This window comes from Vibrio sp. 1727 (genome assembly GCF_033344415.1).
GTDB lineage: Bacteria > Pseudomonadota > Gammaproteobacteria > Enterobacterales > Vibrionaceae > Vibrio > Vibrio alginolyticus.
Window position 1 is genome coordinate 1 of sequence record NZ_JAWPOT010000443.1, and the last position, 601, is coordinate 601.

The following is a 601-nucleotide window of genomic DNA, read 5'->3' on the forward strand; positions in this document are numbered from 1 at the left end:
CTATTTCTTTGTAGTCACGGTCGCTTTGAGCTGTTGAATAACTTCCTCAGGAGCATGTGCACCAAGCTGCTTGGTGCACTGTTCAAAGGCAAATGCAACGCCGCCTTGTCGATAGTTTCTCGCCAACACTTCGCACTGGGCATAAAGATGCCGTGGGTCGCCACCAACTTCAAACGCCTTGTTTAACGCCTTACTCGCTTCTAATACGTCGGATTTCTCCAACGCTAAACCGTACACATCCCAATACTGAGCGTTATCTTTCGCGCTTTCTGCTGCCTGTTTTAAATACTGATTAGCTTGTTTGCTGTTGCCTTGTCTTAACAGCGCAAGCCCTGCACTGTAAGGCAGCGAACTTGATTTCGGCTGCGCTTTCATTCCCGCACGCAGAATTTGTACCGCTTTGGCTTCATCACCTTGTCGGCGATACATGTCCGCTAAATTGACGTAGCTATTTTCGAAATAAGGTTCGATGTCAATAGCTTGTTGATACAGTTCTATCGCTTTATTAGCCTCTCCCAAACTACGATATACATTGGCTAAGTTAGTTCGCCCAAATCCGCGATCGGCATTAAAGCGTTGAATGTCCATGTATTCATCTAAC

The 601-nt window shown here is 46.3% G+C and carries 1 protein-coding gene; it reads right to left on the reverse strand.

Translation table 11 applies throughout. The features are described from left to right. Positions 1-601: tetratricopeptide repeat protein (locus tag R8O10_RS26250; protein WP_318192100.1), on the reverse strand; the 601-nt coding region annotated here is incomplete at its 5' end.